The sequence below is a fragment of the Streptomyces sp. AC627_RSS907 genome (assembly GCF_019049165.1).
The window spans coordinates 1-25,599 of the sequence record NZ_JAGMUE010000040.1; the positions used below are offsets into that span (position 1 = coordinate 1).

Annotated in this window: 19 protein-coding genes and 1 pseudogene; 11 read left to right on the plus strand and 9 right to left on the minus strand. The window is 73.5% G+C overall.

Annotated elements, in window-relative coordinates; genetic code table 11:
• The first annotated feature begins 144 nt into the window (after positions 1 to 144).
• Positions 145 to 1,191 (plus strand): glycosyltransferase family 2 protein, encoded by a 1,047-nt coding sequence (locus KUM32_RS10920; RefSeq protein WP_217141647.1) that lies wholly within the window; start codon positions 145 to 147, stop codon positions 1,189 to 1,191.
• Positions 1,188 to 2,084: a glycosyltransferase family 2 protein gene (locus KUM32_RS10925; RefSeq protein ID WP_217141648.1), complete on the plus strand. Its 897-nt coding sequence runs from the start codon at positions 1,188 to 1,190 to the stop codon at positions 2,082 to 2,084. Before KUM32_RS10920 ends, KUM32_RS10925 begins: the two co-directional genes overlap by 4 nt.
• A gap of 64 nt (positions 2,085 to 2,148) precedes the next feature.
• On the opposite strand, the pseudogene KUM32_RS43380 reads toward KUM32_RS10925, so the two are convergent.
• From KUM32_RS43380 to KUM32_RS10940, 3 genes and pseudogenes are all read right to left on the minus strand, one after another.
• Positions 2,149 to 2,422: pseudogene (locus KUM32_RS43380) on the minus strand (DUF3040 domain-containing protein).
• Positions 2,422 to 3,315: a polysaccharide pyruvyl transferase family protein gene (locus tag KUM32_RS10935; protein WP_217141650.1), complete on the minus strand. Its 894-nt coding sequence runs from the start codon at positions 3,313 to 3,315 to the stop codon at positions 2,422 to 2,424. The pseudogene KUM32_RS43380 and the gene KUM32_RS10935 overlap by 1 nt, the downstream one beginning before the upstream one ends.
• 501 nt (positions 3,316 to 3,816) lie before the next feature.
• On the minus strand, positions 3,817 to 6,684 hold the full coding sequence (locus KUM32_RS10940; protein ID WP_217141651.1) for an AAA family ATPase: 2,868 nt from the start codon (positions 6,682 to 6,684) through the stop codon (positions 3,817 to 3,819).
• 260 nt (positions 6,685 to 6,944) lie between these two features.
• Between KUM32_RS10940 and KUM32_RS10945 the strand changes: the two genes are divergently transcribed.
• Positions 6,945 to 8,618, plus strand: a complete 1,674-nt coding sequence (locus KUM32_RS10945; protein ID WP_217141652.1) for an AMP-binding protein — start codon at positions 6,945 to 6,947, stop codon at positions 8,616 to 8,618.
• A 241-nt stretch (positions 8,619 to 8,859) separates the two neighbouring features.
• Here KUM32_RS10945 and KUM32_RS10950 read toward each other — a convergent pair whose 3' ends face one another.
• Positions 8,860 to 12,273 (minus strand): ALF repeat-containing protein, encoded by a 3,414-nt coding sequence (locus KUM32_RS10950; protein ID WP_308408635.1) that lies wholly within the window; start codon positions 12,271 to 12,273, stop codon positions 8,860 to 8,862.
• A 665-nt stretch (positions 12,274 to 12,938) separates the two neighbouring features.
• On the opposite strand from KUM32_RS10950, the gene KUM32_RS10955 reads away from it, so the two are divergent.
• From KUM32_RS10955 to gcl, 3 genes are all read left to right on the plus strand, one after another.
• Complete coding sequence (locus KUM32_RS10955) at positions 12,939 to 13,481, plus strand: hypothetical protein (RefSeq protein WP_254405369.1); 543 nt, start codon at positions 12,939 to 12,941, stop codon at positions 13,479 to 13,481.
• 50 nt (positions 13,482 to 13,531) lie between these two features.
• On the plus strand, positions 13,532 to 15,745 hold the full coding sequence (locus KUM32_RS10960) for a trypsin-like serine protease (RefSeq protein ID WP_217141653.1): 2,214 nt from the start codon (positions 13,532 to 13,534) through the stop codon (positions 15,743 to 15,745).
• A gap of 270 nt (positions 15,746 to 16,015) precedes the next feature.
• Positions 16,016 to 17,800 carry a glyoxylate carboligase gene (gene gcl, locus KUM32_RS10965; RefSeq protein WP_217141654.1) on the plus strand — a complete coding sequence of 595 codons (1,785 nt, stop codon included), beginning with the start codon at positions 16,016 to 16,018 and terminating at the stop codon, positions 17,798 to 17,800.
• 78 nt (positions 17,801 to 17,878) lie between these two features.
• Here the strand turns inward: gcl and KUM32_RS10970 are convergent, their stop codons facing one another.
• The 5 genes from KUM32_RS10970 to KUM32_RS10990 form a co-directional block, all read right to left on the minus strand.
• Positions 17,879 to 18,493, minus strand: coding sequence for a TIGR04222 domain-containing membrane protein (locus KUM32_RS10970; protein ID WP_217141655.1), 615 nt, complete (start codon positions 18,491 to 18,493; stop codon positions 17,879 to 17,881).
• A 66-nt stretch (positions 18,494 to 18,559) separates the two neighbouring features.
• A complete protein-coding gene (locus KUM32_RS10975; RefSeq protein WP_217141656.1) occupies positions 18,560 to 18,817 on the minus strand; it encodes a hypothetical protein in 258 nt (85 codons plus the stop codon).
• Between the two features lie 509 nt (positions 18,818 to 19,326).
• Complete coding sequence (locus tag KUM32_RS10980; protein ID WP_217141657.1) at positions 19,327 to 20,805, minus strand: catalase; 1,479 nt, start codon at positions 20,803 to 20,805, stop codon at positions 19,327 to 19,329.
• A gap of 176 nt (positions 20,806 to 20,981) precedes the next feature.
• A complete protein-coding gene (locus KUM32_RS10985) occupies positions 20,982 to 21,872 on the minus strand; it encodes a 2-hydroxy-3-oxopropionate reductase (protein WP_217141658.1) in 891 nt (296 codons plus the stop codon).
• Positions 21,873 to 21,911: 39 nt separating this feature from the next.
• Positions 21,912 to 22,769: a TIM barrel protein gene (locus tag KUM32_RS10990; protein WP_217141659.1), complete on the minus strand. Its 858-nt coding sequence runs from the start codon at positions 22,767 to 22,769 to the stop codon at positions 21,912 to 21,914.
• A 139-nt stretch (positions 22,770 to 22,908) separates the two neighbouring features.
• Here KUM32_RS10990 and KUM32_RS10995 point away from each other — a divergent pair, with 139 nt between their 5' ends.
• From KUM32_RS10995 to pucL, 5 genes are all read left to right on the plus strand, one after another.
• A complete protein-coding gene (locus tag KUM32_RS10995) occupies positions 22,909 to 23,160 on the plus strand; it encodes a thiamine-binding protein (RefSeq protein WP_217141660.1) in 252 nt (83 codons plus the stop codon).
• A complete protein-coding gene (locus KUM32_RS11000) occupies positions 23,157 to 23,525 on the plus strand; it encodes a helix-turn-helix domain-containing protein (RefSeq protein WP_217141661.1) in 369 nt (122 codons plus the stop codon). The genes KUM32_RS10995 and KUM32_RS11000 overlap by 4 nt, the downstream gene beginning before the upstream one ends.
• A gap of 170 nt (positions 23,526 to 23,695) precedes the next feature.
• Positions 23,696 to 24,205, plus strand: a complete 510-nt coding sequence (gene uraD / locus KUM32_RS11005) for a 2-oxo-4-hydroxy-4-carboxy-5-ureidoimidazoline decarboxylase (RefSeq protein WP_217141662.1) — start codon at positions 23,696 to 23,698, stop codon at positions 24,203 to 24,205.
• A gap of 2 nt (positions 24,206 to 24,207) precedes the next feature.
• Positions 24,208 to 24,609: a hydroxyisourate hydrolase gene (gene uraH, locus KUM32_RS11010; protein ID WP_217141663.1), complete on the plus strand. Its 402-nt coding sequence runs from the start codon at positions 24,208 to 24,210 to the stop codon at positions 24,607 to 24,609.
• Between the two features lie 7 nt (positions 24,610 to 24,616).
• Positions 24,617 to 25,552: a factor-independent urate hydroxylase gene (gene pucL, locus KUM32_RS11015; protein WP_217141664.1), complete on the plus strand. Its 936-nt coding sequence runs from the start codon at positions 24,617 to 24,619 to the stop codon at positions 25,550 to 25,552.
• The last annotated feature ends 47 nt before the right edge of the window (positions 25,553 to 25,599 follow it).

The following is a 25,599-nucleotide window of genomic DNA, read 5'->3' on the forward strand; positions in this document are numbered from 1 at the left end:
GGCCCACCCCCGCCACCGCGCCCTGTGGTACCCCGGCCCGGACGGCGACCCGCACGGCCACCGGACCGACCCCGCGCTGCTGCGGATCGGCACCGAAGAGGTCCTGTGCGCACTCGAGGCCCTGGACGCACCTGGAGAGGCACCATGAACCACGGCACCGGCCACGGCCTGCCGGCCACCCGCGAACGGCCGCACCCCGACCGCACGAAACCAGCCCCCGTCGGCGTCGTCATCGCCACCCGCGACCGCTCCGCGAGCCTCGCCGTCACCGTGCGGAACCTGCTCGCCCTGCCCGAGCGGCCCGAGATCCTCGTCGTCGACAACGCCTCCACCGACGACACCCGCGCCATGCTGGCCCGCGACTTCCCGCGGGTCCGCGTCCTCTCCCTGCCGTTCAACCGGGGCGCCCTCGCCCGCACCCACGGCGTCCGCGCGCTGGATACCCCGTACGTGGCGTTCAGCGATGACGACTCCTGGTGGGCACCCGGCGCCCTCGCCACCGCGGCCCGGTACTTCGACGAGCACCCCCGGCTGGGCCTGCTCTCCGCCCGCACCCTCGTCGGCCCCTCCGACGACCCGGACCCGCTCGACGACCTGCTCGCCCACTCCCCCCTCGGCCCGGCCACCGACCTGCCCGGCACCCAGGTGCTCGGCTTCCTCGGCTGCGCCGCCGTCGCCCGCCGCACCGCCTACCTCGACGCGGGCGGCTACCACCCCCTGCTCTTCTTCGGCGCCGAGGAGACCCTCCTCGCCTACGATCTCGCCGCCCGCGGCTGGGGCGTCACGCACTGCCCCGACGTGGTCGCCCACCACCACCCGGCCCCCGGCCCCCGGGCCGGCCGCCCGGCCGTCGTGCGCCGCAACGAACTCCTCACCGCCTGGCTGCGCCGCCCCCTGCCACACGCGCTGGCCCGCACCCGCGCCCTCGCCGCGGACGCCCGCCACGACCCGCACGCCCGGCGCGCCCTGCGCGAGACGCTCACCCGCCTGCCCGCCGCCCTGCGCGCCCGCAGGCCGCTGCCGCCCCACGTGGAGCGCGCCGCCCGCCTCCTGGACGACACGAACGGCGACGCGCACGAGCGCGCGAACGACGACGCGCAGGACGCGCAGGACGCGCAGGACGCGCACGACGCGCACGACGCGCAGGACACGCAGGACACGAACGACCGCGTGAACGGAGCGACGCCGTGACCGACCCCCGCACCACCGTCGTCGTCATCACCCACAACCGGCGCCCCGAACTCCTGCACACCCTGGACCGCCTCGCCGAACTCCCGGAAAAACCCGCGGTGATCGTCACCGACAACGCCTCCACCGACGGCACCGCCTCCGCCGTCGCCCACCACCACCCGCGGGTACGGCTCCTGCGCCCCGGCCGCAACCTCGGCGCCGTCGGCCGCAACCTCGCGGTCCGCCGGGTCCGCACGCCCTACGTCGCCTTCTGCGACGACGACTCCTGGTGGGCGCCGGGCTCGCTGTCGGGGGCGGCCGACCTGCTCGACCGGTACCCGGCGGTCGGCTCGGTCACCGCCCGCATCGTCGTCGAACCGGACGGCACCGAGGACCCGATCATCGCGGAACTGCGCGACTCGCCCGTACCCCGCCCGGACTGGCTCCCCGGCCCGGCCCTCGGCTCCTTCCTGGCCGCCGCGACCGTCCTGCGCGCCGACGCCTTCCGGGCCGCGGGCGGCTTCCACCCCCGGCTGTGGCTCGGCGGCGAGGAGGAACTGCTCGCCGCCGACATGGCGGCGAACGGCTGGTGGCTGACCTACGCGGACGACCTGACGATCCATCACCGTCCCTCGGTGGTCCGGGACCCGACGCTCAGGCGGGCGCACGGCATCCGCAACACCCTGTGGTTCACCTGGCTGCGCCGCCCGGCCGGCCCCGCCCTGCGCCGCACCCTCCACCTGGCCCGCACCGTCCCCCGCGACACCGCGTCCCTGCGCGCCTTCGCCGAGGCGACGGCCGCCCTGCCGTGGGTCCTGCGCGAACGCCGGGTGCTGCCGCCGGAGGTCGAGGCACGCCTGCGCTCACTGGAACCCGCCCAGCGCGGGTCGACGGCCCGCAGCTACACGGGCTGATCCCACCGCACTGGCCGACCCCGCGCCGAGGGGACGTGGGGTCGGCCGCGAGACACTCCGCCGCCTACTGCCGAGTCCACCGGCACGACAGCCGGAACACCGCGAACAGCGTCACCGGCCACACCGCGGCGAAGGCCCGGATCACGCCGGGCTCGGACGTGACGACGCCGGTCACCAGCAGGGTGACCGACAGGGCGAGCAGCATCGGGGCGGCGGCCCAGGCGGAGCGTGCGCAGCCGCCGGCCCAGCCGCCGGCCCAGCCGGCGGTCGCGGCGCAGCGCCCGTTCGACCTCGTCGAGCATGCGCTGCTCCTGGTCAGGGAGTCGGCCGAGGGACACTAACCGGCCGGCCCCGCCCCCAAGGCCGCCACGAGACCGTCCGCGGCGTCCCCGGCCGCGTCCACCGCCCGGAACCCGGCGCCGATCCGCGCGGCCTCGTCCCGCCCGCCGCAGGCCAGGCACCAGTGCCACCAGTGCTCCAGCAGCCCCTCCTCCAGCCGCTCGGCGGCCACCAGCGCCGGCCAGCCGCAGGCGCGGGCCTGCGCCGACACCTTGGCACCGCCCGCGACCGGGTCCACCGCCAGCGCCGGGACCCCGGCCCGCAGCGCCAGGACCATTCCGTGCAGCCGGTCGGTGACGACCAGGTCCAGCCGGGCCAGGACGGACTCCAACTGGGCCGGCGTGCCGCACAGCCGCCAGTCGTGCGCGTCGAGCCGGGTCTCCAGCTCCAGACGTGCGCAGTCCTTGGCGGCCAGCCAGCGCGTCAGCTCCGCGGCGACCTCCTCGTGCCGCCGCTGCCCCCCGTACTCGTGCTGCCCGTGGGTGAGGACCACGCCGACCACCGGCCGGGCGGGCAGCGCGGGCGCGCGGGCCGCGAGGTCCAGGGTCGGCCCGGTGCCGGCGGCGTCCCGGGCGAGCACCCGGTGGAAGCCGGTGACGGCCGGCGAGCCGGGGTCCACGACGGACACGCCGACGGCGACCCGCACGCAGTGCGCGAACCGCCGGTGCAGCTCCTCGACCTGCGGCCCGTGCACCGGCCCGCACACGAACACCAGACGCGAGTACGCTGCCGGGTCCACGTCCGCGAAGTGGTGCCCGTCCGACCGGAACCCGGGGCTCCACACGACGTCGTACGCGAGCCCCGCGCCCCGCAGCACCGCCTCCACCCGCCGCAGCGCCAGCACGTCCCCGGCGGTCGCCTCCCCGTGCAGGAAGCTGAACCAGCCGGTCACCAGGATCCTGTCTCGACCGTGCACAGTGCCCCCGGGTGCCCTGCCGCCGACGCCCCAATCCCGGACGGCCGGTCCCCGCCCGGCCACCGGCTCGACGGCGGGCCGTGGCCGGGCGGGCCGCCACGACGAGGTCGCGGCCGAAGGGGAGCGGATGCCGGCGACGATGCACCCGGGTACCGCGTACGACGTCCGCTTCGGGACCGTACGGGACTGACGGGCGGCGCCGCCCGGTGGGAACCCGGCATGGAGAGGGGGCGTTGCGGGCCGCTCGTGGTGGCTCGCAACGCCCCCTGGTCTTGCGCCTGAGGCGTACTCAGGAATCCCGCCGGTCCGCGCACGGCCCCTCGCCGGCACGGGGGTCCCGGGACAGACCCCCGTATGCCCGGGCGAGCGGCACGTCCTCACGGTAGGACCGGCGGCACCGGCCTCCCAATGAGGGAACCCCCTAGCCAAGCCGGGCAGGGAAAACCCTCGGTCGGCCCCCGGCAAACCCGTCCGGGGTCACTCGGGTGCCCGGCCCGCCGCCAGTCTGACGAGGTCCACCCGGGACCGGATCCCGAGCTTGCGGTAGGCCCGGGTCAGCGTCGCCTCGACCGTCTTGACGCTCACGAACAGGCGCGCGGCGATCTCCCGGTTGGTCGCGCCCTCCATGACGAGCGCGGCCACCCGGCGCTCCATCGAGGCGAGACCCGCCAGGGGACCGGCCGAAGGCCCCGCCGAAGAACCCGCCGGAGGGTCCGCCACGGCGGCCCGCCCCGGGACCGCTTCGTCCGCCCGCGCCGCGACGGCCTCCTCCACCTGCCGCAGCCAGGGCAGCGCCCGGCACCGCCGGAACAGCCGCGCGGCCTCGTCGTACGACGCGGACACCGGCGCCCGCCCGGACCGTGAGGCGTGCAGCGCCGCCAGCGCGAAGACGGCCCGCGCCTCCTCCAGACCGTAGCCGAGCCCGGCCAGCCGTGCCCGCGCCGACGTCAACCGCGCGACGGCCGACCGGTGTTCGCCCCGCGCCGCCCGCACCTGTGCCTCGGCCCGGTCCAGCACGGCCAGCACGCTCTCGCGGCCCAGCCGCAGCGCGTGGGCGCGGGTGACCTCGATGACGTCCTGCGCCTCGGACGGCTCCCCGATCCGCACCAGTGCCTCGGCGAGGTCGCCCTGCCACCGGCCGCGCGCCGGGTCGGTGATGCCCGCCCCGGCCTCCAACTCCCGCACCCGGCGCAGCACCCGCACGGCGGCCCCCGCGTCGCCCGCCACCAGATGGGCGTGGCCGAGCGCGGCCAGGGTGCGCGAGAGGTAGACGGCGTCACCGTCCTCCTCGGCTCGCCGCACCGCCTCCCGCGCCAGCGCGAGCGCCCGCCGCACGTCACCGCCGGCGGCCTCCGCGAGCGCGGCCTGCATCGCGCCCGCCCCTTCGGCGATGCCCGCGTCCCGGGCCAGCGTCAGGGACTCCCGGGCGAGTTCCAGGGCCCGGCCGCAGTGCCCGGAGTGCAGCTCGGTCTCGGCGAGGAAACGCAGGTAGTGGACCTCGCTCTCGGCCATGCCGCGCCGCCGGACCTCGCGCAGCAGGGTGGTGGCGGTGGTCCGCGCCTCGTCCAGCCGGTCGCTCATCACCAGCCACCGGAAACGGCTCGAGATGGCCCCGTTGTGATGGCACGCCACCCGCGGATCCTGCGGCTCCTGGAGCGCCCGCTGGATGGTCGCCGGGGCGTCCGGATGCCCCATCAGCGTCTCGGCCTGCGCCTGGAACGCCAGCGCGAGCAGCTCGGCACGCCGGTCCCCGGCCCGCGCCGCCAGCCGGGCCGCGTGCGCGGCCTCCTGACGGCCCTGCGCGAAGTCTCCCTGCACCACCAGAGAACGCCAGGCCAGCTGGTAGTGGACCAGGGCGAGCAGCCGGGGGTCGTCGCCCGCGTCGGCCAGGGCCTGCGGGAACACGTCGTCGACCTCGCCGATGGCCTGCCCCGCCGCCTCGATCACCACCATCCACGCCCGTACCCGCTCACCCGGCGTGCCGGCCCGGGTCAGCACCTCGCGGGCGATGTCCCGGGCGAGGTCCGCCTCGCCGGCGGTGATCGCGTCCTCGGCGGCCTGGAGCCGGCGCTCGTCCGGCCCCGGGGCGCTGCCCGCCGGGGTGTGCCGGGCCGAGAGCAGACCCAGCGAGGCGGCCACCGACGGCGCCCCGCGGTCCCGGGCCAGCGCGGCGGCCCCGGCCAGCCGGGCCGCCACCTCCGGATCGGCCCCCGTGGTGGCCAGGGCCAGGTGCCGGGCCCGCTCGATCGGATCGGACGCCGCCGTGGACAGCGCGGCGTGCGCGGCCCGCCGCTCCGGGGCCGGGGCCTCGGCGTACAGCGCGGCCGAGATCAGCGGATGCGCGAACCGGACGGCCGGGCCCTCCGGGTCGGTCGCCAGCAACCCCAGCTCGGCCGCCCGGGCGGTCTCGGCCTCGGCGTTCTCCCGGCCGGCCGCGTGCAGCAGGGCCGGCGTGGGACGGGCGCCCGCGCTGGCCACCAGGAGAGTGCGGCGCGCCTCGCCCGACAGCATCTCCAGGCGGGAGAGGACCAGGGCGCGCAGCGAGGTCGGCACCGGCAGCGGCTCGCCGGGCCTGGGCGGGGTGGGGCTCTCGGCGAGCGCCCGGCCCAGCTCCAGGGCGAACAGCGGGTTGCCGCCGCTGGTGCGGTGGATGTCGCGGACCGTGGAACGGGGGAGGTCCCCGTAGCCGCGTTCGTCGAGCAGCGTCGACACCTGCGGCCGGGTCAGCGGGCCGAGCCGGACCGGACGCGTGTCCGGCGGCGACGCGCGCAGATGACGGTCGTACTCCGCGCCCTCCGTCTCCGGCCCCTCGGTCCGCACCGCGCACAGCAGCCGTACCGGGGTGTCGCCCAGACGGCGGGCGGCGAAGCCGAGGAGTTCGGCGCTGGCCGGGTCGAGCCACTGGAGGTCGTCGGCGACGACGAGGACCGGACCTGCGGCGGCGAGCGCGCGCAGCGCGGAGAGCACGGCCAGACGCAGCGCCAGCCCGTCACGCTGGAGCGTGGACTCCCCGCGGCCGGTGAGCGCCGACTCCAGCGCGGTGCGCTGGGCGGCGGGCAGCGCGTGCGACACCTCGTCCAGGACCAGCCCCAGCAGGTCGGCGAGGGCGAGGAAGGGGAGATGCGACTCCGACTCGGTGGCCGAACAGCGCAACACCGTCCGCGCGGTGCGCGCGTACTCCGCGGCCAGGGCCCGCAGCACGGTCGACTTCCCGATCCCGGCGGGCCCGTGCAGCAACACGCTGCCGCCCCGGGCGAGCTGGTCACGCGCCGCGCCGAACGACTCCTCCCGTCCGATGACCACGTCGGAGCGGCAGCCGGCAGACTCCGCGAAGTCCCCTCGCACGGTGACCGCCCCCTCCGTGTGTCGTGTGCGGGCCAATATTAGGCAACGGGCCACTGACGTACGGGCGACGGGAACGGAGCGGCCGGGCGCACCGGTCGGCGACGGCGCACGGCGGCGAGCCGCCCGCGGCACGAGACCCGGCGACAGGACTCGCCTCCGCCCGGTCTTCGGGTCAGTCTGCGGGAAAGGGTGGTGAGATCCGGGTCACGGACGACACGATGGCAGAGCCGCCCGGCGAGGTCCGGCACGAAGGAGGACACATGACGACGGCCACGGAGCTGTTCCGCAGCGCACGGGACTTCCTGCTGGAACACCGCGACGACTACACCGCCGCCTACGAGGGCTTCACCTGGCCCCGCCCCGAGCACTTCAACTGGGCGCTGGACTGGTTCGACGTCATCGCCGAGGGCAACGAGCGCACCGCGCTGCACATCGTCGAGGAGGACGGCTCCGAGGTCCGGGTCTCCTTCGCCGAGATGTCCGCCCGCTCCCACCGCGTGGCGAACCGGCTGCGGGAGTGGGGCGTCGGCCCCGAGGACCGCATCCTCGTCATGCTCGGCAACCAGGTCGAGCTGTGGGAGACCGCACTCGCCGCGATGAAGCTGCGCGCCGTCGTCATCCCGGCCACCCCGCTGCTCGGCCCCGCCGACCTGCGCGACCGCGTCGACCGCGGCCGGGTGGGACACGTGATCGTGCGCGCCGAGGACACTGGCAAGTTCGCCGAGGTGCCCGGCGACTACACGCGCATCGCGGCCGGCGGCACGACGGCGGCCGGCTGGCGGCCGTACGAGGACGTGTACACGGCCTCCGACGCCTTCACCCCCGACGGCCCGACCGCCGCGGACGACCCGCTGATGCTGTACTTCACCTCGGGCACGACGGCCCGGCCCAAGCTGGTGGAGCACACCCACCTCTCGTACCCCGTCGGCCACCTGGCGACCATGTACTGGATCGGCCTGAAACCCGGCGACGTCCACCTGAACATCTCCTCACCCGGCTGGGCCAAGCACGCCTGGTCGAACCTGTTCGCGCCGTGGAACGCCGAGGCGACCGTCTTCCTGTACAACTACGCGCGGTTCGACGCGCCCCGCCTGCTGGCCGAGATGGACAGGGCCGAGGTGACCACCTTCTGCGCCCCGCCGACCGTGTGGCGGATGCTCATCCAGGCCGACCTGACCCGCCTCGCCACCCCGCCGCGCGAGGCCGTGGCCGCCGGCGAGCCGCTGAACCCCGAGGTGATCGAACAGGTCCGCCGCACCTGGGGCGTGACCATCCGGGACGGCTTCGGACAGACCGAGACCGCCGTCCAGGTCTCCAACAGCCCCGGCCAGGTCCTCAAGACCGGCTCCATGGGCCGCCCCAGCCCCGGCTACCGCGTCGAACTCCTCGACCCGGTCACCGGCGCCCCCGGCGCCGACGAGGGCGAGATCGCCCTCGACCTGGCCGACCGCCCCGTCGGCCTGATGACCGGCTACCACGGCGACCCCGACCGCACGGCCGAGGCGATGGCCGGCGGCTACTACCGCACCGGCGACATCGGCGCCCGCGACGCCGACGGCTACCTCACCTACGTGGGGCGGGCCGACGACGTGTTCAAGGCCAGCGACTACAAGATCAGTCCCTTCGAGCTGGAGAGCGCCCTGCTGGAACACGAGGCGGTCGCCGAGGCGGCGGTCGTGCCGGCCCCCGACGAGCTGCGGCTCGCGGTGCCGAAGGCGTACGTCGTCCTGGCGGCGGGCTGGGAGCCGGGCCCGGACACCGCGAAGGTCCTCTTCGAGCACTCCCGCGAGGTCCTGGCCCCGTACAAGCGCATCCGCCGCCTGGAGTTCGGCGAGCTGCCCAAGACCGTCTCCGGCAAGATCCGCCGCATCGAACTGCGCGAGGCCACCGCGGCCGGCTCGCAGGACGAGTACCACGAGGACGACTTCCGGTGACCGCGCTCTCCTGCGCCCACGGCACCGGCACGACCCCCCCTGCTCGGCGACACCGTCGGTACCGGCCTCGACCGCGCGACCGCCGCCGGTCCGCTCACCCTGGAGGAACCGCGGGCGTGCCGCGAGGCGGCCGGCCCACTGGGCGAAGGGGAACGTGCCGCGGCCGTCGTCACGGGACCGCCCCGCCGGTCATCGGCGGGGCGGGGGCGTCACCCGTCGCGTGGCGGGTGGCCGGGGCCGGTCACCAGAGGTTCGACAGGCCGCCGGCCACCGAGGACACCAGTTCCTTGCCCTCTTCCGCGACCTTGTTGACCACGGGAGCGACCTTCTTCACGATCGGCTTCGCCACCTTGCCCCGGCCGAAGGTGGCCAGGTTGAGGGCGGCGTTGCCCACGGAGGAGACGAACTCCCCGCTGGCGAAGCCGTGTTCGATGCCGGTGAAGAGGGCGCCCAGTGCTCCGGCGCCCAGCGACACCCAGCCGAAGAACGCCGCGCCCGCCGCGAGCGGGGGGAAGACGAGACTGGCCGCGCCGAGGCCGGCGGCGATCAGGCCCGAGGCGACGCTGACCTTGTTGGCGGCGTCGGCCCACCAGCCGGCGTCCGACCACCAGTCCTCCCCTCCCGAGCCGGAGCCGGTCCCGTCGGGGTGGACGTCGTCGTGGGTGTCGCTGTCGGCCGGGTTCCGGCCCTGCTCCCGCTCCTGCCTGGCCTTCTCGGCGGCCTCGCGGGCGGCCTCGGCGATCTCGGCCTGGCGCTTCTGCGCGACGATCCGGTGCGCCTGGCTGGCCGCGGCGGCGGCCGCGGCCTTGTCCCGGCCCGCCTGGAGCTCGGACTGGCGGGCGGCGGCGGCGGACGCCTGGGCGCTGTAGGAGGACTGAAGTGCCGATCGGGCCGCGTCGATGGCCCTGTTCGCGGAGTAGTTCGCCGACCGGGACGCCTGGCGCGCGGTCGCGGCCGCCGTCCTGGCCTGGTTCGCCGAGGTCTGGGCGGCCGCCGCGGAGCGGTCGGCGGCGGCCGCGTTGTCCTTGGCCTGCTGGGAGTAGTTGTCCGCCTTGCTCGCCGCGTCGATCGCCTTGTCGGCCCACTCCTTCGCCTTGTCGGCGGCGTTGCGGGCGTCGGCGGCCGCCTTCGACGCCTCCGCCGCGTCCTTCTGCGCCTGGTAGGCGATCTTGGCTGCGGCGGCGATCGCCCCGCGGATCGCGGAGACATGGGTGGCGGAGTCGTGGTCGAGCTGCGCCGCCGTGTACTGCACGTGCTGGACGAAGTTCCGGCGCATCCAGGTGGGGCCCTCCAGGGCCACCTCCGCGTACGCCTTCACGTACTCGCCCCCGGTGGCGATCGCCGTCGAGGTGGCCACCGCGTCGTCCTCCCGCACCGCGGCCGGGTAGGTGCGGTTGAAGAACTCCTGGTACGCCTCCGGGGTGTTCGCGTCGAGCGCGTCGTTGGCGGCCTTGGTGACGGCCTTGCCCGGCTTGTCGTTGAGGATGCGGCCGATCTGGACCTTGTTGTCGTCCTGGGACGCCCGGATGACCCCGGAGGTGAGGAAGTCGCCCACCGCCGTCGAGCTGGAGCTCTGGAGGGCGGCGTGGGCGGCCTCCGCGATGGCGGGGCTGGATATCTGCGCGAGGTACAGGACGGTCTCCCGGTCGTCCTGGTTCTTGGCCAGGGACCGGTCGAGGTCCACCCAGGAGAGCACGTCCTCGTCGTTGCCGGCCAGCGCGAACTGCGCCGCCTGCCGCGTCCACGCGCCCTTCGCGTTCAGCAGCCCGGTGGCGGCCTTGCGGCCCAGCGTGGCGGCGAGCGCCAGGTCGCCGGTCTCCCACAGGGCCTTCTCGGCCGAGGCGATCAGGTCCTTGAGTTCCTGCTCGGTCTGGGCGTCCTGGGTGCGCTTGTTCTCGTACTCGGCCTCGTCCTCGGCCTCGATCCGGGCCATCAGGCGGGCCTCGTCGATGCCCTGCAGCTTGTCCTGCTCCAGGCGGGCCAGCTCCGCCTCCCGGGCCGCCTGCTCCACCGCCATGGCGTCGGTCACGGCCTTGGTGGCGGTGTCGGCGGCCTTGACGGCCTCGGCGGCGTGCGCGGTGGACTTGTTGGCGTAGTCGATGGCCTTGCCCGCGTTCTTCACGGCCTCGTCGGCGGCGTCGGCCGACTTCAGGGCGTGCGCGGCGGCGGAGTTGGCGGCGTCGCGCGCCGTGCGCGCCGCGGAGGCGGCCGTGTTGGCGAGGGCCTGCGCGGTGGATGCGGCGTTGGTGGCGCGGTTGGCGGCGGCCGTCGCGATGGCCGCCTGGCGCTTGGCCTCGGCCGCCTCGGACTGGGCGGCACCGGCGGACGCGGCGGCCTGCGCGGCGGCCTGGGCGGCGGCGGCGGAGTTGCGGGCGGCGCCCGCGGCGGCGATGCCGGCGTTGACGGACTGGGCGGTGGCGGCCGCGGCGTAGTCGGCCGCCTTGGCCGCGGACTGGGCCTTGGCCGCCGCGTCACGGGCGGCGACGGCGGCGTTCTTGGCCGCCGCCGTCCTGGAGGCGTCCTTGGAGGCGGCGATGGCCGCGTTGTAGGCGCGGGAGGCGGCGTTGCCGGCCGCCGCGGCGGCGTGGGAGGCCGCCGTGGCGGCGTACGAGGCGCGGCGGGAGGCGGTCACGGCCGCGTTGGAGGCGCTGATGGCGTCGCGGGCGGCGTTCGCCGCGCCCTTCGCGGCGTTCGCGGCCTTGCGGGCTGCCGCGGCGGACTTCTGCACGTCCTGCTGGGCCGCCGCGGCCTCGGCGGCGGCCTTCTCGGCGGCCTCCTTGGCCTTCTGGGCGGCGGCCTGGGCCCGCTCGGAGGCCTCGACGGCCAGGTCGGTCTCGGCCTGGGCGCGCTTGCCCTCCCGCTCGACCACCGCGACGAGTTCCGCGATGGTCGCCGCCTCCTGGTCCCGGGCGCGGGCGATGTGCTGGCCGGTGTCGAGGAACCACTGGATGTCCGACGCCGTTCCGCTCAGGGCGCGTTCCGCGTACTTGCGCACCTCGGGCCCGGCGCTGACCAGCATGGTGGAGACCTGGACGCGCGCGTCCTCCAGGGCGGCGTCGTACTGGCCGTCGAGGAGGAACCCCTCGAGAGCCTGCTGGGTGCCGGCGTCCAGCGCGGCGGAGGCCTCCCGCCGGACGGCCTTGGTGCCCGTGGCCGACACGATGGAGGTCGCCACGCTCAGGTCCTCCAGCAGGGCCGGCTTGTGGCCCTCCCGCAGGAAGGCGGCGATGGCGGCGTCGCCGTTGTCGAGAGCGGCGACCGCCTCGCGGCGGGTGCCCTTGCCGGCCCGGACGAGGCTCCTGGCGATGGCGACGCGGTTGTCCTCCACCGTGACCTTCGGGAGCGTCTCGGTGAGGAACGTGTGGACCTCGGCGTCGGTGCCGTGGAGCACGTAGGCCGCGGCGGCCTTGGTGGCCCGGCCGCCCGTCAGCCACGCCCTGACCACCTTCGCCCGGTCGGTGTCGGGCAGGGCGAGCGCGTCACCCGCCGCGTCCTCCGCGGTGGCGGCACGGACCGGGGACGCGAGCGGCAGGGGGCCGGCGGCCACGGCGGTCGCGGCGGCGACCGCGCCGAGGAGGCGTCTGCGACTCCAGAACATCGTCTGCATAAGTGAGTTGTCCTCGTCGTCGGTGTTGTTGACAGCGAATGTGCGCAATAGGCGGGACTATTCCAACGCGCTTCGAAGGGGAAAGCAATTGGGGAAAACGTGAGTTGACAGACAGTCAGTCGTATTGCGAATAAAGGCCGCTGATCTGCACAGGTTCTTCACCTTGGGTCGTGCAACCTTTGCAACAGGTGACAGATCTCACGCGAATCCTTCAAGTTTCGTCCCTTTTGCTCCAGTTCCACCAGTGGACAAGGGGGGTCGGGTGGAGGTGACATGGACAGGCCCAGCGGAGCTGTGAGTTCCGGAAGCGATGCTTTCCGGACGAGGGCGGTGACGCCGAAGCCATTGTGGAGCGGTCGCGTTGTCGCCGGGATTGGGGGATCGCATCGAATTGCGGGCGTCTTCGTCAAGTGATTCGACGCGCCCGGCGTTTTCCGTCGGCACGCGGGAACCCCGCTCCCGTCGGGGCCGGTTCCCGGCCCCGTGCGGCCCCATCGGCCGGATCGTGGGGACATGCAGGTAGACCCGTCAACGCGTGGCCCGTGGAGCCGTGTCCGGCCGCGCGGGCTCGCGGTGCGTGGTGTTCACCCGGGGTCCCGGTCCGGCGGGGCGCCGCGGGCGATGGCGGTGGGGGCGTGCGCTTCGCGGGGCCCACGGTCCCGCAGGGGCCGGATGTGGTGTCCGGTCACACGTGAATCAAGTAAAGGGATGGTATGAAGGCACACGTCGATGGTGCGGCGAAGCCGCGCCGGAAGAAGACGCTCATCGCGCGCGCCCTGGGTGCGGCGGCAGTCGCCGGCGCCCTGGCGTGGGCCGCGCTGGCGTCCGGGACCCAGGGCGGGGCCGACAGCCCGGCGGTGGCGGTGGCGGACGAGGCTCCCGGCTACGCGGTGGAGGACTTCAACTATCCGCAGGCGGACAAGATCCTCGCGGAGCGGGGCATCGTCCTCAAGCGCGGTGACGGGCACATCACGCTGGCCGACTGCGGCAGCGGTACCGGCCTGCTGCAGGTCATGGCCCGGCGGAACGCGGAGACGATCTGCTTCAGGACGGTCGGTGACTCGGGCTGGCTGACCCTGGAGATCCCGGCCGTCTACATCGTCAAGGGCAACGACTACGCCACCCAGGTCGAGATGACGGTCGGGGACGAGGAGAAGTCCTTCGACATCGAGAAGAACACCTGGACCCCGGTGGGCGAGAGCGCGGACGAGCAGGGCCGTGAGCACCTGCTCGTGGAGATCAGGACCTCCAAGTAGCGCCCAGCCGAACGCCCCAGAACCGGATCTTCCACCCGAGGAACACACTGATGCGACACACCAGAGCCGTGCGGCTGACCGCACTGGCCGCAGCACTGGCCGCGGGACCGGCCGTGCTGACCGCCGTCCCCGCCGCCGCCGTGACGGGCCCCGCCTCCGCCGCCTCCGACACCACCCACGCCTACGCGGCGCGGATCGTCGTCGGCGACCACGACCGCGGCTGCTCCGGCGTCCTGGTCGACGTCGAGTGGCTGCTCACCGCCGCCAGTTGCTTCGCCGACGACCCCGCCTCGAGCCTCGCGGTCCCCGCGGGCAAGCCGCAGAAGAAGACCACCGCGACCATCGGCCGCAGCGACCTCACGAGCACCGCCGGTGCGGTCCGCACGGTCGTGGAACTCGTGCCCCGCGCCGACCGCGACGTGGTCCTGGCCCGGCTGAACCGCCCGGTCGCCGGCGTCACCCCGATCGCCCTGGGCACGACGGCCCCCACCGCGGGCGAGCAGCTGACCCTCGCCGGCTACGGCCGCAGCAAGACCGAGTGGGCGCCGCTGAACCTGCACACCGGCACCTTCTCGGTCGACGCCTCCGACGCCACCACCGCGACCGTCACCGGCAAGGACGGCGTGGCCGCCTGCATGGGCGACACCGGCGGCCCGCTGGTCCGCACCGTGAACGGCACCGCACAGCTGGCCGCGCTCGCCAGCCGCTCCTACCAGGCCGGCTGCTTCGGCATCGACGCGGCCGAGACCCGCACCGCCGGTGTCGTCACCCGCGTCGACGACCTGGCCTCCTGGGTCGCGTCCAAGGCGGGCGCCAACCGCGTCACCGACTTCAACTGCGACGGCGTCGAGGACATCGCCGTCGCCGACCCCGCCGCGACGGTCGGCGGCGACGCCAAGGCCGGTCTCGTGCGGGTCGTGTACGGCGGCGGGAAGGGCACCGCCGAGATCAACCAGGACATCGACTGGGTGCCGGGCGGCGCCGAGGCGAGCGACAACTTCGGCCAGGCCATCGCCACCGTCGACTACGACGAGGACGGCTGCACCGACCTGGTCGTCGGTACCCCGGGTGAGAAGCTGGGCGAGGCCGACGACGCGGGCATGGCCGACGTCCTGCACGGCGCCCCCGGCGGCATCGGCACCGGCGCCACCAAGAACACCCACTTCCAGCAGGGCGCCGGCAACGGCTCCCTGGCCGCCTCCACCCCGGAGGCCGGTGACCTCCTGGGCCAGGCCCTGGCCGCCGGCACCACCGCCGCCGGTGAGCCCTTCCTGGTCATCGGTGTGCCGGGCGAGGGCCTCGGCGACGCCGCCAAGGCCGGCGAGGCGCTGTACGTGCGCGGCGGCACCAACGTCTCCGTCCACCAGGACAGGCTGGACGTGCCGGGCGCGGTCGAGGCGAACGACGGCTTCGGTTCCGTGCTCGCGGCCGACGCCAACCACCTCGCCATCGGCGCCCCGAACGAGAACATCGGCGGCGACGACGCGGCCGGCAACCTCGCGGTCTTCTCCCACAAGCTGAACTCCGAGAAGCGGCCCACCCCGCTGTTCGGCCTCGACCAGGACCTGGACACGGTCTCCGGCGGCGCCGAGGCCGACGACCGCTTCGCTGCCTCCCTGGCCCTGGCCCCCTACCGCCCGTCGGGCGCGGCGGCCGCAACCGAGTCGATCCTCGCGGTCGGCGCCCCGGGCGAGGCCCTGGCCGTCAACGACGTCCAGAAGGCGCAGACGGGTAGTGTCCTGACCTTCCGCGTCACCGCCTCGGGCACCTACACCCAGCTCTACGGCATCTCCTCCGGCACCGCCGACGACGACGTCTCCGGCACCTCGGAGGCCGGTGACCACTTCGGCGCGACCGTGACCGCCGTCAACACCGCGCCGCGCGCGGTCAGCACCGCGGCCACGATGAAGCTGGCCGTCGGCGTCCCGGACGAGGCCGTCGGCACGGCGGCCAAGTCGGGCGCGGTCCACGTCTTCTCGCTCCTCGGCGCGCCCGGTGCCAACGACAAGTGGATCGAGGCCGGCGACGGCGACGGCATCCCCGGCGCCCCGGGGGCCAACCACCGCCTGGGCTCCAGCCTGCACTTCACCGGCACCCAGCTGTACGTCGGCATGCCCGACGGCCCGAGCTCCTACGGCACCCTGTACGCCCTGCCGATGTCCAACGTGACCCTCGGTCAGCCGACCGCCCCGGTCACCACCTACCAGCCGGGCCAGGGCGGCCTCCCCGCGAGCGGGGACCGCTTCGGCCACGCTGCGCGGTAGTCCGTCCCACCCGTCCCCGAGGGGGGCACCCGGTAACCACCGGGTGCCCCCCTCCCGCGTTCCCGGGTGGCCGGGTGGCCGGGCCCGCGCACGGACGTGCCCCTCGCCGTCCTCCCGCCTGCCCGCGTCCTGCCCCGTCCATGTCTTGACGACCCCCGGGCACCCCCCTACATTACTTCCAGATCGTAGAAAGTAACTTTCGCTATACGGAATTGCTCACCGCGGGGCGCGACGGGCGTGCGAATCCGACAGCCGAGGCAGGAGTACTCGATGGCTCGTATGACCGCTGCCCGAGCGGCAGTTGAGATCCTCAAGCGCGAGGGCGTCACCGACGCGTTCGGTGTGCCGGGCGCGGCGATCAACCCCTTCTACGCGGCGCTGAAGGCCTCCGGCGGCGTCCACCACACCCTCGCCCGCCACGTCGAGGGTGCCTCGCACATGGCCGAGGGCTACACCCGCACCCGTCCGGGCAACATCGGCGTCTGCATCGGCACCTCCGGTCCGGCCGGCACCGACATGATCACCGGCCTCTACTCCGCGATCGGCGACTCGATCCCGATCCTGTGCATCACGGGTCAGGCGCCGACCGCGGTGATCCACAAGGAGGACTTCCAGGCCGTCGACATCGCCTCCATCGCCAAGCCGGTCACCAAGATGGCCGTCACCGTCCTGGAGGCGGCGCAGGTCCCCGGCGTCTTCCAGCAGGCGTTCCACCTCATGCGCTCCGGTCGCCCCGGCCCGGTCCTGATCGACCTGCCGATCGACGTCCAGATGACGGAGATCGAGTTCGACCCCGAGACCTACGAGCCGCTCCCGGTCTACAAGCCGGCCGCGACCCGCGCCCAGATCGAGAAGGCGATCGGCATGCTCAACGCCGCCGAGCGCCCGCTGATCGTGGCCGGCGGCGGTGTCATCAACGCCGACGCCGCCGACCTCCTCGTGGAGTTCGCCGAGCTGACCGGCACCCCGGTCGTCCCGACCCTGATGGGCTGGGGCCTGCTGCCCGACGACCACGAGCTGAACGCCGGCATGGTCGGTCTCCAGACCTCGCACCGCTACGGCAACGCGACCTTCCTGGAGTCCGACTTCGTCCTCGGCATCGGCAACCGCTGGGCCAACCGCCACACCGGCAGGCTGGACGTCTACACCGCCGGCCGCACGTTCGTCCACGTCGACGTCGAGCCCACCCAGATCGGCAAGATCTTCGCCCCGGATTACGGCATCGCCTCCGACGCGAAGGCGGCCCTGGAGCTGTTCGTCGAGGTCGCGAAGGAGCTGAAGGCGGCCGGCGGGCTGCCCGACCGTTCCGCGTGGGCCGCCTCCGCCCAGGAGCGCAGGGCCACCCTCCAGCGCCGTACGCACTTCGACGACGTCCCGATCAAGCCGCAGCGCGTCTACGAGGAGATGAACAAGGCCTTCGGCCCACAGACGCGGTACGTCTCCACCATCGGCCTCTCGCAGATCGCCGGCGCCCAGATGCTGCACGTCTACCGCCCGCGGCACTGGATCAACTGCGGTCAGGCCGGCCCCCTCGGCTGGACCGTGCCCGCCGCGCTCGGCGTCGCCAAGGCCGACCCCGAGGCCCAGGTCGTGGCACTCTCCGGCGACTACGACTTCCAGTTCATGATCGAGGAACTGGCCGTCGGCGCGCAGCACAAGATCCCGTACGTGCACGTCCTGGTCAACAACTCCTACCTGGGCCTGATCCGCCAGGCGCAGCGGGCGTTCGACATCGACTTCCAGGTCAGGCTGGAGTTCGAGAACATCAACTCGCCCGAGCTGGGCGTCTACGGCGTCGACCACGTCAAGGTCGCCGAGGGCCTGGGCTGCAAGGCGATCCGGGTGACCGACCCCGGCGAGCTGGGCGCGGCCCTGGAGCAGGCCAAGAAGCTGGCCGCCGAGCACCAGGTACCGGTCGTCGTCGAGGCGATCCTGGAGCGCGTCACCAACATCTCCATGTCGGGCACCAACGACATCAGCGACGTCGTGGAGTTCGAGGAACTGGCCACCGAGCCGGGACACGCCCCGACGGCGATCCGGACGCTGAAGGCCTGACCCCGGCGCACCGCGTCGAGAGCGGCCCGTTCCCGGGGGAGCGGGCCGCTCCCGCGCGTGCTCCGCCGCGGCCCGCGCTCACTCGGAGCCGCCGCCGCACCCGCCGCCGCAGTAGTACGCCGTGCCGCCTGCCGAGCCGTCCGCGCCACCGTGCGGGGAGCGCTTCGGGAGGGCCGTGTCCGCCACCTCCGCCCGCTCGATGAGCCCGGCCCGGAGGGCGAAGCCGGGCAGGAGGACGCGCAGGGCGGCCTCGCCGTGCAGCGCGACGGCGAGCAGTCTGTCGTCGGCGGTCAGACCGCGTCGGCTCGTGGGCAGCGGGTGCAGCTCCTGCAGGGCCCGCACCCGGCGGCGGGCGGCACGGGTCGGACCGAGCAGCGGCCAGCGCAGCAAGCCGTCCTCCGCCAGCGGGATCCGCATCAGGGCCACCGCCAGGCGGACGTCCGGGTCCCGGGTCAGCTTGCGGATGCCGAGGGGCTCGTCCAGGCGCCACCGCACCACTTCCGCCAGGTTCGGCAGTGGGGTCGCGCCCGTGCCCGGCGCCGACGGCAGGGCCCGTACGGTGCCCGGCGGGCCGGCCTCGACGGCGCCGCGCATGTACAGGTCCACCACGGCGACCGTCACGGCGGCGCGGGGGCCGCCGCGCAGCAGCGCGACCTCGTGCGGTTCGAGCCAGGCCAACGTGTCGTCGTCCATGACACCACCCCCGTGTGCCCCCGTGTTGCCGGGGTTGTGCCCGCTGCCGGGGGTGCCTACGCGCGCTCAGCCCCCCTGGTGCTCGTGGGGTTCGTGCAGACCCGGCCACTCGTCCGGGCCGCCGCCCTGCCACTCGACCAGCTCGCTCCCCTCGACGTCGGTCACGTACAGGTCGGCCAGCCGCAGCAGCTCGGCGACGTCGTCGACGTGCGAGGCGACGCCGAGCGTCTCCTCGCCGGAGGTGACCCGGCGGGAGCCGTCGAGTGCCGGGGCGTGGACCACGATGTGCGGATGCTCCGGTGGGGGTGTGGTGGGAGGTGCCATGACTTCAGGCTGCTGCGCGGGCCGGGAATCCGCACCCCGGCGGACGCGGGGAAGCACCGGTGCGACCCGCACCCCGGCGGACGCGAGGGGCGCCGGACGCGTTCCGTACCCGAGGACGCCGAGGAGCGCCGGATGCGGGATCGTCCGCATCCGGCGCTCCTCGGCCGGTGAAGGTGGTGCACATGGTGTCCGTCCGGCGGCGCGAGGCTGGGCGCGACAGGTCGTTCGCGCCGCCGGACGGGTCCTCGGGCGCCTCGTCCGAGATGCTCGAAGAGGCGGGGGGTGGCCGGGACCGCGGCGGTGCGACGGGCCGGGATCCTCCTCCCCTCAGGTCGTAGGAGGAGCTTCCCTGGCCCTTCACCACCGCACTGGCTCGCAGGCCGCCGCGGTCCTCGTCCTGCCCGCGCGGGCCCCGGGCGGCCACCCCTCATCCGGGCCGCTCCGGTGCCTTCGCAGGCCGCGCACACGGTCCCGGCCTCCCCGCCGGGTCCCGTGCGCGAGCTGGTGGGTCAGTCCTCGCGCAGGGCGCGGACCGCCTCCTCCACGCGCTTGCCGTACTCCGGGTCGGCGGCGTGGAAGTGGGCGAGGTTCTTCTGGATCACGTCCTCGCGGGAGACCTGGGACAGTCCGCCGGCGATGTTGGCGACCAGACGCTCCTTCTCGTCCTCGGACATCAGGCGGTACAGCTCACCGGCCTGGAAGAAGTGGTCGTCCTTGGTGTGCTGCGGCGCCTCGTGGGTGCCGGTGTGACCGGAGACCGCGAGCGGGGCGGCCAGCGGGCGGCCGGTCTCGACCGGGCCGTCGTAGGAGTTCGGCTCGTAGTTCTTGGCGTCACGGCCCTGGGAGTTGGTGGCCATGAAGCCGTCGCGGCCGTAGTTGTCCGCGCCGCCGGGCACGGCCTTCGGGGCGTTCACCGCGAGCTGGGTGTGGTTGACGCCCAGGCGGTAGCGGTGCGCGTCCGCGTAGGCGAACAGGCGGCCCTGGAGCATCTTGTCGGGGGAGGGGCCGATGCCCGGAACGAAGTTGTTCGGGGAGAACGCGGCCTGCTCGACCTCGGCGAAGACGTTGTCCGGGTTGCGGTCCAGCACCAGCCGGCCCACGCGGCGCAGCGGGTGGTCGGCGTGCGGCCACACCTTGGTCACGTCGAACGGGTTGAAGCGGTAGTTCGCCGCCTCGGCCACCGGCATGAGCTGCACGTGCAGCGTCCAGGACGGGTGCACGCCCCGCTCGATCGCCTGCACCAGGTCCGTCTGGTGCGAGGTCGGGTCCTGGCCCGCGATCTCCCGGGCCTGCTCGGCGGTCAGGCAGCGGATGCCCTGGTCGGTCTTGAAGTGGTACTTGACGAAGAAGGACTCGCCCCTGGCGTTCGTCCACTGGTAGGTGTGGGAGCCGTAGCCGTTCATGTGGCGGTACGACGCCGGGATGCCGCGGTCGCCCATCAGCCAGGTCACCTGGTGCGTGGCCTCGGGGGAGTGCGCCCAGAAGTCCCAGACGTTGTCCGGCTCCTGGCGTCCCGTGAACGGGTCGCGCTTCTGCGAGTGGATGAAGTCGGGGAACTTGACGGGGTCCTTGATGAAGAAGACCGGGGTGTTGTTCCCGACGAGGTCGTAGTTGCCCTCCGCGGTGTAGAACTTCACCGCGAAGCCGCGCGGGTCCCGGACCGCGTCCGCGCCGCCGAGGGAGTCGGCCACGGTGGAGAAGCGCAGGAACACCTCGGTGCGCTTGCCGACGGTGCTCAGGAAGTCGGCGTGCGTGTAGTCGGTGACGTCGTCGGTCACCTCGAAGTGGCCGTAGGCGCCGGAGCCGCGGGCGTGCACCACGCGCTCCGGGATGCGCTCGCGGTTGAAGCGGGCGAGCTTCTCCAGGAGGTGCTGGTCCTGGATCAGGAGCGGGCCGCCGACGCCGGCGGAGGCGGAGTTCTGGTTGTCTGCGACCGGGGCGCCGGACTCCGTGGTGAGAGTCCGCGTCGTGAGCACGCGCTGCGACATCGGGGACCTTCCGTGCGAGGGGTCAGCGGAAACTGGTTTCCGCTTCGTGGAGCCTAGGTTTGGGGCGGGGGCACGTCAACAGTTTGTTGACGTTGGTTCCGGGCGGCGCCGCCGCTCGGGCGCGACAGGACAGGTGTCAGCGGCGGCGCCACCCGGAGGTCTGGTGCGGACGGACGTCAGACCCGGGCGCCGGACAGGCGCTCCACGGCCCGCAGCAGGGCCGAGTGGTCCAGTCCGCCGTCGCCCTGGGCGCGCAGGGACGCGATCAGCTGGGCGACCACGGCGCCGACCGGCAGCGCGGCCCCGACGTTGCGGGCGGCGTCGGTGACGATGCCCATGTCCTTGTGGTGCAGGTCGATGCGGAAGCCCGGTTTGAAGTCGCGGGCGAGGAAGTTGTCCTTCTTCCGCGTCAGCACGGTCGAGCCCGCGAGGCCGCCGCCCAGGACGTCGAGGGCGGCCCCGAGGTCCACGCCCGACTTCTCCAGGAAGACCACGGCCTCGGCGCACGCCTGGATGTTCACGGCGACGATGAGCTGGTTGGCGGCCTTCACGGTCTGGCCCGAGCCGTGCGGACCGCACAGCACGATGGTCTTGCCCAGCGCCTCGAACAGCGGCCTGGCCTCGTCGAAGTCGGCCTGCTCCCCGCCGGCCATGATGGACAGCACGGCCTCGACGGCGCCGGCCTCGCCGCCGGACACCGGGGCGTCCAGGACGCGGATGCCCTTGTCCTTCGCCGCCTTCGCGAGGTCGACGGAGGTCTGCGGGGTGATCGAGGACATGTCGATCAGCAGCGTGCCGGGCCGCGCGTTCTCCAGGATGCCGTCGGGGCCGTAGGCGATGGCCTCGACCTGCGGGGACGCGGGCACCATGGTGACGACGACGTCGGCGTCGCGCACCGCCTCGGCGATCGAGCCGGCCGCGGTGCCACCGGCGGCGGCCAGGCGGTCCAGCTTCTCCCGCTCCAGCGTGAAGCCGGTGACCTGGTATCCCGCCTTGATCAGGTTCTCGGACATGGGGGAGCCCATGATGCCGAGGCCGATCCATGCGACCTTGGGGAGCGTGCTCATGATGCGTGCCTCTCTGGGGAGTTCTCTGCGGGATGGCGCTCAGCGGGCCGCGCGGGCCTCGGCGGGCAGCCAGTCGAAGGCTTCGGCGCTCGGCCGGTCGCCCGGCTTGTACTCCAGGCCGACCCAGCCGTCGTAGCCGGCCTTCTTCAGCAGGCCGAGCAGCTCCTCCAGCGGGAGCGAGCCCGTGCCGGGAGCGCCGCGGCCGGGGTTGTCGGCGATCTGCACGTGGCCGGTCTTCGCGGCGTACGCGTCGATCACCTGCGGCAGGTCCTCGCCGTTCATGGACAGGTGGTAGAGGTCCATGAGGAACCTGGCGTTGCCGAGTCCGGTGGCCTCGTTGACCTGGTCGACGACCGCGACGGCGGCCGGCGCCGACACCAGCGGGTACAGCGGTGACTCGGGCCTGTTGAGAGCCTCGATCAGCAGCGAGGCGCCGATCCGGTCGGCCGCGCGGGCGGCGAGGACCAGGTTCTCCAGCGCGAGCGCGTCCTGCTCCGCCGGGTCCACGCCCTCGACGCGGTTGCCGTACAGGGCGTTGAGCGCGGTGCAGCCCAGCGACTGCGCGAAGCCGGCGGCCACGTCGATGTTGGCGCGGAACCGGTCCGACTCCTCGCCCGGGACCGACAGGGCGCCGCGGTCGGGGCCCGGCAGCCGCCCGGCGTAGAAGTTCAGGCCCGTCAGCCGCACGTCCGCGTCCTCGATGGCCTTCTTCAGGGCGTCGAGCTCGGACCGCCCGGGGGTGGGCGAGTCGATCCAGGGCCACCACAGCTCGACCGCGGTGAAGCCGGCCGCGGCGGCCGCCGCCGGGCGCTCCAGGAGCGGGAGTTCCGTGAAGAGGATCGACAGGTTGACGTTGAAGCGCTGGTCTGCGGCGGTGCTCGACACGAAACCTGGCATCGGGTGCCGCGCTCCCTTCCGTTCGATGATTGTTCCGCATTACGGAAGTTCGTTTCTGTTTGATGGAAGACTGCCGCCGGAGCTCGGCCGTTGTCAAGAGGGGTCGGCGGAAACCGTCACCGCGCGTTAGGTTGACCGGGTGCGATTGAGAGTGGAGTTCACGACCGAACCCTTCGACCTGGACGAGGCGCCCGCGCACGCGGTGGTCGCCCGTGAGGTCGTCGAGGCCGCGGAGCTGGACGAGGTCGACGTGGGTCCGTTCGGCAACACCGCCGAGGGGGGCGCCGACGCGGTGCTCACCGCCGTGGACGCGCTGCTGCGCCGGTCCCTGGAGGCGGGCGCCACCCGGATCTCGCTCCAGGTCAACGTGGTCGGCGAGGGCGAGCGGTGAGCGGCGTCGGGGAGGAGTCCTTCATCGCCGCGGTGAAGCCCCTGGTCGACGCCATCGGCGGCGAGATGCTCCCGCCGGACGAGGCGGGTCAGGACGACGTCGTGCTCTCCTGGGAGGGCGCCGACGTCGTCGCCGTACGCCTGCCGCAACTCGCCGACTCCCTGGACCACATCCTCGCCGCGATGGAGCGCCGGCACGGCAGGCCGCTGGCCGACCTGGACCGCAGGGCCAAGCAGGAGGTCGTGCGCACCCTGGAGGCGCGCGGCGCCTTCTCCGTGCGGCACGGCGTGGAGACCGTCGCGGGCGCCCTCGGCGTCAGCCGCTTCACCGTCTACAACTACCTCAACCGCGAGAAGGGCACCTGACGCGGGCGGGCCGTCGTCCGGCCGGCCACACCTTCCTGAACGGCGAGCCGCCGCCCGGTAACCGGGCGGCGGCTTTTGTCACTCCGAATTTTCAACAAAGTGTTGACGCGTTGTTTCGGAGGGCGTTAGCTATCGGCACGCCCGTCCAGCACAAGGCCACGGAGGCTCCCGTGACGTCTGATTCCGCGTCGGGCCTGGCCCGATTCAACGCTCTCGAGGAGACCGCGGCGCTCGCCGGACTCCACGAGGTGTGTGCCTCCACGGCGTGGGCCCGGCAACTGCTCGCCGCCCGCCCCTTCGCCACCCCCGAGGACCTGTACGCCGCCAGTGACGCCGCCATGGCCGAGCTGACGGCGGCGGACCTCGCCGAGGCGATGGCAGGGCATCCGCCGATCGGCCGCCCCGAGCCGGGTGACCCGACCTCCTCCCGCGAGCAGGCGGGAATGGCCGGTGCCGCCGAGGAACTCAAGGCGGAGATGCTCGAACTCAACCTGGCCTACCAGGAGAAGTTCGGCCACGTGTTCCTCATCTGCGCCACCGGCCGGACCGGCGAGCAGATGCGCGACGCGGCTCTGGAGCGGATCGGCCACTCGCCCGAGCAGGAGCGGGAGATCGTCCGCACCGAACTGGGGAAGATCAACCGCATCCGCCTGACCCGACTCGTCGAACAGGACGCCTGACCATGAGCACGAGCACCACCGCCTCCGTGTCCACCCACATCCTGGACACCAGCGCCGGCCGCCCCGCCGAGGACGTCGCCGTCCGGCTCGCCGCCCGATCCGGGCGCGGCACGGACTGGCGGACGCTCGGCGGCTCCGCGACCGACGCCGACGGGCGGTGCAAGGACCTCCCGGCACTGCCGGAGGGCACGACCCACGTACGCCTCGACTTCGACACCGAGACGTACTTCGCCAAGAAACAAGCCGCGGCCCAGCAGGACGCCCCCGCGCTCCGGGACAGCGAGAACGGCCGGCCCGTGTTCTTCCCCGAGGTCACCATCACCTTCGCGGTGGTGCCCGGCGAGCACTACCACGTTCCGCTGCTGCTCAACCCGTTCGGCTACTCCGTTTACCGAGGGAGCTGACCGACACATGACCCGCTTCGTCCTGGGACAGAACCAGTACGGCAAGGCAGAGAACCGCGTTGTCAAGATCACGCGTGACGGCGACACGCACCACATCAAGGACCTGAACGTCTCCGTCGCCCTCTCCGGTGACATGGAGGAGGTCCACCGCAGCGGCTCCAACGAGAACGTCCTGCCGACCGACACCACCAAGAACACGGTGTTCGCCTTCGCCAAGGAGCACGGGATCGCGAGCGCCGAGGACCTCGGCGTCAAGCTCGCCCGCCACTTCGTGGACAACAACGATCCCATCCACCGGGCCCGCATCCGCATCGAGGAGTACGCCTGGGAGCGGATCGAGACCTCGAAGGGCGGCGCCCGCTTCGTCGGCTCCGACGAGATCGCCCACTCCTTCGTCCGCAAGGGCCAGGAGACCCGCGTCGCGCAGATCACCTACGACGGCCACGGTATCCAGGTGCTCTCCGGATTCAAGGACCTGACCGTCCTGAACTCGACCAACTCCGAGTTCTTCGGCTTCCTGAAGGACAAGTACACCACCCTCCAGGAGGACCACGACCGCATCCTCGCCACCACCGTCTCCACCTGGTGGCGGCACAACTGGGACGGCATCGACTCGCACGCCCCCGACTGGGACCGCTCGTACACCGGGGTGCGCAAGCACGCGCTCCAGGCGTTCGCCGAGACCTACTCGTACTCGCTCCAGCAGACCCTCTTCGAGATGGGTGTGCGGGTGCTCAACTCCCGCGACGAGGTCGACGAGATCCGCTTCTCGATGCCCAACAAGCACCACTTCCGCTCGGACCTGTCGCCCTTCGGGATCGACAACGAGGCCAAGGACGGCGCCGTCTACTACGCCGCCGACCGGCCCTACGGCCTGATCGAGGCCACCATCCTGCGCGACGGCGCCGAGCAACTCATCCCGGTCGACATGACCAACCTCTGACGCGGCAAGCGCGCCCCCGGCCGGCCGACGGCCCCGGGGGCGCGCCA

What these genes read in the sequence shown, in the direction of transcription:
- KUM32_RS10920 (WP_217141647.1), top strand. Translation starts at nt 145, where the DNA reads ATGAACCACGGCACCGGCCACGGCCTGCCGGCCACCCGCGAACGGCCG.
- KUM32_RS10945 (WP_217141652.1), top strand. Translation starts at nt 6,945, where the DNA reads ATGACGACGGCCACGGAGCTGTTCCGCAGCGCACGGGACTTCCTGCTG.
- KUM32_RS10955 (WP_254405369.1), top strand. Translation starts at nt 12,939, where the DNA reads ATGAAGGCACACGTCGATGGTGCGGCGAAGCCGCGCCGGAAGAAGACG.
- KUM32_RS10960 (WP_217141653.1), top strand. Translation starts at nt 13,532, where the DNA reads ATGCGACACACCAGAGCCGTGCGGCTGACCGCACTGGCCGCAGCACTG.
- gcl (WP_217141654.1), top strand. Translation starts at nt 16,016, where the DNA reads ATGGCTCGTATGACCGCTGCCCGAGCGGCAGTTGAGATCCTCAAGCGC.
- KUM32_RS10970 (WP_217141655.1), bottom strand. Translation starts at nt 18,493, where the DNA reads ATGGACGACGACACGTTGGCCTGGCTCGAACCGCACGAGGTCGCGCTG.
- KUM32_RS10975 (WP_217141656.1), bottom strand. Translation starts at nt 18,817, where the DNA reads ATGGCACCTCCCACCACACCCCCACCGGAGCATCCGCACATCGTGGTC.
- KUM32_RS10980 (WP_217141657.1), bottom strand. Translation starts at nt 20,805, where the DNA reads ATGTCGCAGCGCGTGCTCACGACGCGGACTCTCACCACGGAGTCCGGC.
- KUM32_RS10985 (WP_217141658.1), bottom strand. Translation starts at nt 21,872, where the DNA reads ATGAGCACGCTCCCCAAGGTCGCATGGATCGGCCTCGGCATCATGGGC.
- KUM32_RS10990 (WP_217141659.1), bottom strand. Translation starts at nt 22,769, where the DNA reads ATGCCAGGTTTCGTGTCGAGCACCGCCGCAGACCAGCGCTTCAACGTC.
- uraH (WP_217141663.1), top strand. Translation starts at nt 24,208, where the DNA reads ATGAGCACGAGCACCACCGCCTCCGTGTCCACCCACATCCTGGACACC.
- pucL (WP_217141664.1), top strand. Translation starts at nt 24,617, where the DNA reads ATGACCCGCTTCGTCCTGGGACAGAACCAGTACGGCAAGGCAGAGAAC.